This is a genomic window from Enterobacter sp. EC_50, assembly GCF_019584525.1.
In the GTDB taxonomy this organism is placed as follows: Bacteria; Pseudomonadota; Gammaproteobacteria; order Enterobacterales; family Enterobacteriaceae; genus Enterobacter; species Enterobacter roggenkampii.
This window is the reverse complement of record NZ_VDAF01000050.1, coordinates 1-7,417: the sequence shown is the minus strand read 5'-3', so window position 1 is coordinate 7,417 and position 7,417 is coordinate 1. Positions and strand designations below refer to the sequence as shown.

At 58.5% G+C, this 7,417-nt stretch carries 7 protein-coding genes; all 7 read left to right on the top strand.

Annotation, left to right across the window (positions count from 1 at the left end; translation table 11 throughout):
* The first annotated feature begins 211 nt into the window (after positions 1 to 211).
* On the top strand, positions 212 to 1,297 hold the full coding sequence (gene rfbB, locus FHC48_RS22670; protein ID WP_016236890.1) for a dTDP-glucose 4,6-dehydratase: 1,086 nt from the start codon (positions 212 to 214) through the stop codon (positions 1,295 to 1,297).
* On the top strand, positions 1,297 to 2,184 hold the full coding sequence (gene rfbD / locus FHC48_RS22665; RefSeq protein WP_016236889.1) for a dTDP-4-dehydrorhamnose reductase: 888 nt from the start codon (positions 1,297 to 1,299) through the stop codon (positions 2,182 to 2,184). Before rfbB ends, rfbD begins: the two co-directional genes overlap by 1 nt.
* A 153-nt stretch (positions 2,185 to 2,337) precedes the next feature.
* A complete protein-coding gene (gene rfbA / locus FHC48_RS22660; RefSeq protein ID WP_059308801.1) occupies positions 2,338 to 3,210 on the top strand; it encodes a glucose-1-phosphate thymidylyltransferase RfbA in 873 nt (290 codons plus the stop codon).
* Between the two features lie 52 nt (positions 3,211 to 3,262).
* Complete coding sequence (rfbC, locus tag FHC48_RS22655) at positions 3,263 to 3,811, top strand: dTDP-4-dehydrorhamnose 3,5-epimerase (RefSeq protein WP_016236887.1); 549 nt, start codon at positions 3,263 to 3,265, stop codon at positions 3,809 to 3,811.
* Between the two features lie 50 nt (positions 3,812 to 3,861).
* Positions 3,862 to 5,865, top strand: coding sequence for a capsular polysaccharide biosynthesis protein (locus FHC48_RS22650; protein ID WP_016240567.1), 2,004 nt, complete (start codon positions 3,862 to 3,864; stop codon positions 5,863 to 5,865).
* A gap of 88 nt (positions 5,866 to 5,953) precedes the next feature.
* Positions 5,954 to 7,201 (top strand): capsule biosynthesis protein, encoded by a 1,248-nt coding sequence (locus tag FHC48_RS22645; RefSeq protein WP_155024081.1) that lies wholly within the window; start codon positions 5,954 to 5,956, stop codon positions 7,199 to 7,201.
* Positions 7,202 to 7,357: 156 nt separating this feature from the next.
* Positions 7,358 to 7,417: IS1 family transposase (locus FHC48_RS23875; protein ID WP_143208461.1), on the top strand; the 60-nt coding region annotated here is incomplete at its 3' end.

Sequence of the window (7,417 nt, the reverse complement as noted above, 5' to 3'; positions counted from 1 at the left end):
ACGACACTAAAAGCGAGTATTAAACACAAAAGAGCGATGTGCGCGATGGATCCGGAGTACCTTTTGAAGGTTCTGGGAAGCCTTTATTTACGGGAATGTTCATGATTTTTCCGTGTTTCCCCATGTGCCTGCCGCTAAAACACGGCCTGAACGGATAGCAGAGGCTGTGTTCTGGTGAACATTTCATCCAATAGAAAAAGTAAAAACGCTTATGAAAATCCTTGTAACCGGTGGAGCCGGTTTTATCGGTTCTGCTGTTGTTCGCCATATCATCCGTGATACCCAGGATGCGGTGATCAACCTCGATAAGCTCACCTATGCGGGCAACCTCGAATCGCTGGCTGACGTAGCCGCAAGTGACCGCTACGCCTTTGAGCAGGTGGATATCTGTAATCGCGCGGAGCTGGATCGGGTCTTCGCCACTCACCAGCCGGATGCGGTGATGCATCTGGCCGCTGAAAGCCACGTGGATCGCTCCATTACCGGCCCGGCCGATTTTATCGAAACCAATATCGTCGGCACCTATACGCTGCTCGAAGCGGCCCGCGCATACTGGAGCGAGCTGGATGAAGCCCGCAAGCAGGCGTTCCGTTTCCATCACATCTCCACCGACGAAGTGTATGGCGATCTGCCACACCCGGATGAAGTGAGCGCAGGTACAGCGTTACCGCTGTTTACCGAAACCACCCCGTACGCGCCAAGCAGCCCGTACTCCGCGTCAAAAGCCTCCAGCGATCACCTGGTGCGCGCATGGCGTCGTACCTATGGCCTGCCGACCATCGTCACCAACTGCTCTAACAACTACGGCCCGTATCACTTCCCTGAGAAGCTGATCCCGCTGGTGATCCTCAATGCGCTGGATGGCAAAGCGCTGCCGATCTACGGCAAAGGCGATCAGATCCGCGACTGGCTCTACGTTGAAGATCACGCCCGTGCGCTCTACACCGTAGTGACCACCGGCGTGGTGGGCGAGACCTACAACATCGGCGGCCACAACGAGAAGCAGAACCTGGACGTGGTACACACCATCTGCGACCTGCTCGACGAGATGGTGCCGAAAACCGGTTCTTACCGCGACCAGATCACCTACGTGACTGACCGCCCGGGCCACGACCGCCGCTACGCCATCGATGCCAGCAAAATGAGCCACGAGCTGAACTGGCAGCCGCAGGAGACCTTCGAGTCCGGCATCCGTAAAACCGTGCAGTGGTATCTGGATAACCAGCAGTGGGTCAACAACGTGAAAAGCGGCAGCTATCAGGACTGGATCGCGAAGAACTATCAGGAGCGTAACTGATGCATATTCTGCTGTTCGGCAAAAATGGCCAGGTAGGCTGGGAGCTGCAACGCGCGCTGCTGCCGCTGGGTCGTATTACGGCGGTGGATTTTGACTCTACCGATTACTGCGGTGACTTCAGCAACCCGGAAGGCGTGGCCGAGACCGTGCGTCTGTTGAAGCCGGACGTGATCGTCAACGCCGCCGCGCATACCGCGGTGGATAAAGCCGAGAGCGAACGCGACTTCGCCGAGCTGCTCAACGCCACCAGCGTTGCCGCCATCGCCAAAGAAGCCGAGGCGCTGGGCGCCTGGCTGGTGCACTACTCCACCGACTATGTGTTTAACGGCAGCGGTGAAAAACCCTGGGTAGAGACAGACCAGACCGCGCCGCTGAACGTCTACGGCGAAACCAAGCTGGCGGGCGAACAGGTTGCCGCGCTCTGCTCCCGTCATCTGATCTTCCGCACCAGCTGGGTCTATGCTGCCCGTGGCGCCAACTTCGCCAAAACCATGCTGCGTTTTGGTAAAGAGCGCAGCGAGATGTCGGTCATCAACGATCAGTTTGGTGCACCGACCGGCGCAGAGCTGCTGGCCGACTGCACGGCCCATGCGATCCGTATCGCGCAGGATAAACCTGACGTTGCCGGGCTTTATCACCTGATCGCCTCAGGCACTACCACCTGGTTCGACTATGCCCAGCGGGTATTCGCGACCGCTCGCGCGGCGGGCGTTGAGCTGGCTGTCACTCAGGTGAACGCAGTTCCAACCAGCGCCTTCCCGACCCCGGCTAAGCGTCCACATAACTCACGCCTCGATACCAGCAAGTTCCAGCGCACCTTCGGGATGACGCTGCCGGACTGGACGATCGGCGTTGATCGCATGCTGGCTGAAATTCTTGGAAAGTAAACGCATCAAGGTATGCTATGCGTGCCTTGTTTTAGCGACACGGACCTGACCTTTGTCAGGGAGCGGCTTTTTTAGCTTCCCTTTACAGCAATCAAACAGATGGTAGTGAGGGCGTTGCGCCCCTCTACAGCAAAACAGAAGAATTGAAGGATTATGAACAAGCGTAAAGGTATTATTCTGGCCGGTGGGTCAGGGACTCGTCTCTATCCGGTCACCATGGCGGTGAGCAAACAGCTGCTGCCAATCTACGACAAACCGATGATCTACTACCCGCTGAGCACCCTGATGCTGGCTGGTATCCGCGATATCCTGATCATCAGCACCCCGCAGGATACGCCGCGCTTCGAGCAACTGCTGGGTGACGGCAGCCAGTGGGGCCTGAATCTGCAGTATAAAGTGCAGCCAAGCCCGGACGGTCTGGCCCAGGCCTTTATCCTCGGCGAAGAGTTTATCGGCGGCGACGATTGCGCGCTGGTGCTGGGCGATAACATCTTCTACGGCCACGATCTGCAGAAACAACTGGAAGCCGCCGCAGCCAAACCTGCGGGCGCCACCGTCTTTGCCTATCATGTACACGATCCTGAGCGTTATGGCGTGGTGGAATTTGACCATGAAGGCACCGCAATCTCTCTGGAAGAGAAGCCGCTGGAACCGAAGAGCAACTATGCGGTAACCGGCCTCTACTTCTATGACAACCGCGTGGTTGAGATTGCCAAAAGCCTGAAGCCGTCGCCGCGCGGCGAGCTGGAAATCACCGACGTGAACCGTATCTACCTTGAGCAAGGCGATCTGTCCGTCGCCATGATGGGCCGTGGTTATGCCTGGCTTGATACCGGCACCCATGAGAGCCTGATTGAGGCCAGCAACTTCATCCAGACCATCGAAACCCGTCAGGGGCTGAAAGTGGCCTGTCCTGAAGAGATTGCCTACCGTCTGAAGTTTATCGATGCCGACCAAGTGCGCAAATTAGCCGCGCCGCTGGCGAAGAATGCTTACGGGCAATATCTGCTGAAAATGCTCAAGTAGTCACCATTAACACCTGGGGCGTGATGCCCCATTTACGAATCAGGCCGTTATCATGAACGTAATTCAGACCGCAATTCCCGACGTATTCATCTTTGAGCCAAAAGTGTTCGGGGACGATCGTGGATTCTTCTTCGAAAGCTTTAACCACCAGCAGTTCGAAGCTGCCATTGGCCGCAGCGTAAACTTTGTCCAGGACAACCACTCCAAATCCTCCAAAGGCGTGTTACGTGGTCTGCACTACCAGCTGGCGCCGCATGCGCAGGGCAAACTGGTGCGTTGCGTGGCCGGGGAAGTGTTCGACGTGGCGGTGGATATCCGTAAAAGCTCCCCGACCTTTGGTCAGTGGGTGGGCGTGCATCTGTCTGGCGAGAACAAGCGTCAGCTGTGGATCCCGGAAGGTTTCGCCCACGGCTTTATGACCCTGAGCGACACCGCAGAGTTCCTGTACAAAACCACCAACTACTATGCGCCGGAGAGCGACCGCGGCATCCGCTGGAACGATGAGACCATTGGGATTACATGGCCGGAAATCGACAGCGAGATCCTCACCTCCGCCAAAGACAGCGTTGCCAAATCCTTCCCTGACGCAGAGTACTTCTGAGTCACACGCCCCGCAGTGACGCGGGGCGTTTTCTGATGCACAGAGCGCACATGAAATTCTACACAGGTTCAGCCGGGATCCTGGCCCGAAAGGCACAGCTCGAGCCGATGCTGGGTCACCCGTTACACGCCTTCAAATCCAGCATGCAGCTGGCGCAGGACGATGTACTGGTCGGCTGGGGCCAAAAAGCCAATACCCGCCAAATAAAACAGAAAGCCCAGGACCTCGGCCTGCCGTACTGGCAGCTGGAAGATGGCTTTATCGGTTATATTGGCCACCCCGCCAGAGGCGGCAAGGCCGTCTCCCTGATCGCCGATCCTGTGGGCATTTACTACGACGCTCGCCAGCCCAGCCGCCTTGAGCAGCTGATCGCCACCCCGTGCGATACCGCGCTGCTGGCGCGGGCTGAAGCGCTGACCAGCGAACTGCTGCGCCTCGGCATCACCAAGTACAATTGCTATGCCGCGGGCAGCGCTCTACCCGACGCGCTGGCCGCCCGCCTGCACAGCGACGCCCGTCCTAAGGTGCTGCTGATCGACCAGGTGGCGGGGGATCTCTCCATTCCCGGCGCGCTCGCCAGCGAGGCAGATTTTGTTGAAATGGTTGCCGCTGCGCGGCGTAACCACCCCGGCGCCCGCCTGCTGCTGCGTACCCATCCGGATACCCGGCTGGGCAAGAAGCGCGGCGTGCTGGCGCGGCTGGCGCTGGACGACGTGGAGGTAGTGGCCGAACACTGCCATCCCCACGCCCTGCTGAATAGCGTAGAGGCGGTTTATACCGTCTCCTCCCAGATGGGCTTTGAAGCGCTGCTGCTCGGGAAAGCGGTCCACTGCTTCGGCATGCCGTTTTACGCGGGCTGGGGGCTGACCCACGACAGCAAAACCTGCCCGCGCCGTCAGGGGCCGATCGCCCTGCCCCAGCTGGTGGCTGCGGCGCTGATCCTCTACCCGCGCTATCTGGACCCGATCCTGGGCCAGCGCTGCGAAGTGGAACAGGTGCTCGACATTATTGCCGGTCAGCAGAGCCCAGCCCCGCGCTATCGCCGCCTCTATATGGTGGGCTTCTCGCTGTGGAAGCGCGCCTTTATGCGCGCCTTCTGCCAGCCGCTGGCCGAAGAGCTGCGCTTTGTGCGCAAGCTGCCTGAAACGCTGGCCGACGACGAACAGGTGCTGGTGTGGGGCAGCCGCCATCCTGAACGCCAGAACGCCATCCGGGTGGAAGATGGTTTTATCCGCTCCCGGGGGCTGGGCTCAAACCTGTGCCGCCCTTCGTCGCTCTCCATCGACCCGGTGGGGATCTACTTCGACAGCCGCCGTCCAAGCGGGCTGGAGCAGTTGCTAAATCAGCATGAGCTTACCGACCAGGAGCTGGCTCGCGGCGAGACGCTGGTGGATCTGCTCCGCCAGCATGGGGTGAGCAAATATAACGTTGGCACCATCAAACCGTTCACCCCACCTGCTGATGGCCGTTCGCTGGTGCTGGTGGTGGGCCAGGTGGATGGCGATGCCTCGATCCTCACCGGCAGTCCGGTTATCCGCAGCAACGAAGCGCTGCTATGGGCGGTACGTGACGCCAGACCGGAGGCGCACATCCTCTTTAAACCGCACCCGGACGTGGTGGCGGGCAACCGGGCCGGGGCTATCTCTGCCGAATGTCTGGCCCACTGCGTTGACAGCCAGGTGCTGGATCTCGGCCTGACCAGTCTCTATCCCCATGTGGATGAGCTGCACACCATGACGTCGCTGAGCGGCTTTGAAGCGCTGGTGCAGGGGGTGAACGTCACCACCTGGGGCCAGCCGTTCTACAGCGGCTGGGGACTGACCGAAGACAGACATCCTGCCCCGCGTCGTCAGCGCCCTCTGCCACTGGCGGCGCTGGTCTATCTGACCCTGGTGGCCTATCCGCGCTATATCGACTGGCAGAGCGGGCTGTGGATGAGCCCGGAGCAGTTGATACGCCAGTTGGCCGCGCAGGGTCACTCCTCATCGCAAAAAGCCAGCCGCTGGCAGCGCTGGCAGTTAAAACTGAGCTATCTCGCGCAGACGCTTCGCTAGCGAACGATTTATCCTGATGTATTAAAGAAAAGCGGTCATCAAGCCGTTAATCACCTGTCTCATCAACGGAACGGATCTGGGAAAAGAAATGGAAGAGCAAGCCATACGCCATTTATTAAATGGCCGCCGATATCTTTTATTACAAGGACCGATGGGCCCCTGCTTTGCACGTCTGGCGACCTGGCTGCAGCACAGCCACCGCGAAGTGAAGCAGGTCTGCTTTAATGCCGGAGACGCCTGGTATGCCGCAAAAGAGACGTCGCTGCACTACACCGGCCCGGTGAAAAATTTTGCCTTCTGGCTGCGCGATCTGCACAAAGAGTACGCCTTCGACACCATCGTCTGTTTCGGGGATTGCCGCCCGATGCATGTCGAAGCGAAGAAGTGGGCGCGCGGTAAAGCCATCGACTTTCTCTCCTTTGAGGAGGGGTATTTCCGGCCATTTTATATCACCCTGGAAAAAGGCGGCGTGAACGCCTTCTCCTCGATGCCCATCGATGCGAAATACTATCGCGAGCAGCCGCTGCCGGAGCTGAAAACCCCGACGCCATGGAAGCCCAGCGCCTTTAACCGTGCCGCCCACGCCATGCTCTACTACGCGGCAGGCTGGTTTGGTCGCCATCGCTATCGCGGCTACCGCCACCACAAGTCATTCTCCCCGTGGTATGAGATGCGCTGCTGGGTCCGTGCCGGCCGTCGTAAGCTGTGGTATCGCTGGAAGCAGCGCCACATGTTGAGCCATATCACCGAAACGCTGGACAACGCGTACTACCTGGCGATTTTGCAGGTCTACAACGACAGCCAGATTATTCACCACAGCCCGTATAAAGATGTGCGTGACTATATCGAAACCGTGATCCGCTCCTTTGCCCGCCATGCGCCGAAAGAACACCATCTGGTGTTCAAGCATCACCCGATGGATCGTGGTCACCGCTATTATGGTGTGCTGATTAATACGCTGTGCGAGAAGTACGGCATTACGACAGACCGGGTGATCTATATCCACGATCTCTCCCTGCCCGCCCTGCTGACCCATACCCGGGGGGTGATCACCGTTAACAGCACTGCGGGGCTGTCGGCGCTGATCCACAACAAGCCGCTCAAGGTGATGGGCAAAGCGCTGTATGACATCGAAGGCTTAACCTGGCAGGGGCCGTTGAACCAGTTCTGGCAAACGGATTTCGCGCCTGACAAACAGCTGTTCCACCGTTTTCGTACCCACCTGCTCTACAACACGCAGATCAACGCCGTGTTTTACGGTAAGTCCGACTGGCTTAACGTCCCGACCGAACTCCCCCTGCCGGATTCTATTATCGATTCCGAACTCGAACGCTAATTCACCACTCTGCCGGGGAGATTGCCCCGGCGGATCCGATCTGCCCCTCGCTTTTATCCCCTCGTAGTAAAAATAACTAATGTTTATCCCTAATCTGGCCGGGTGATGCTGCCAACTTACTGATTTAGTGTATGATGGTGTTTTTGAGGTGCTCCAGTGGCTTCTGTTTCTATCAGCTGTCCCTCCCGTTCAGCTACTGACGGGGTGGTGCGTAAC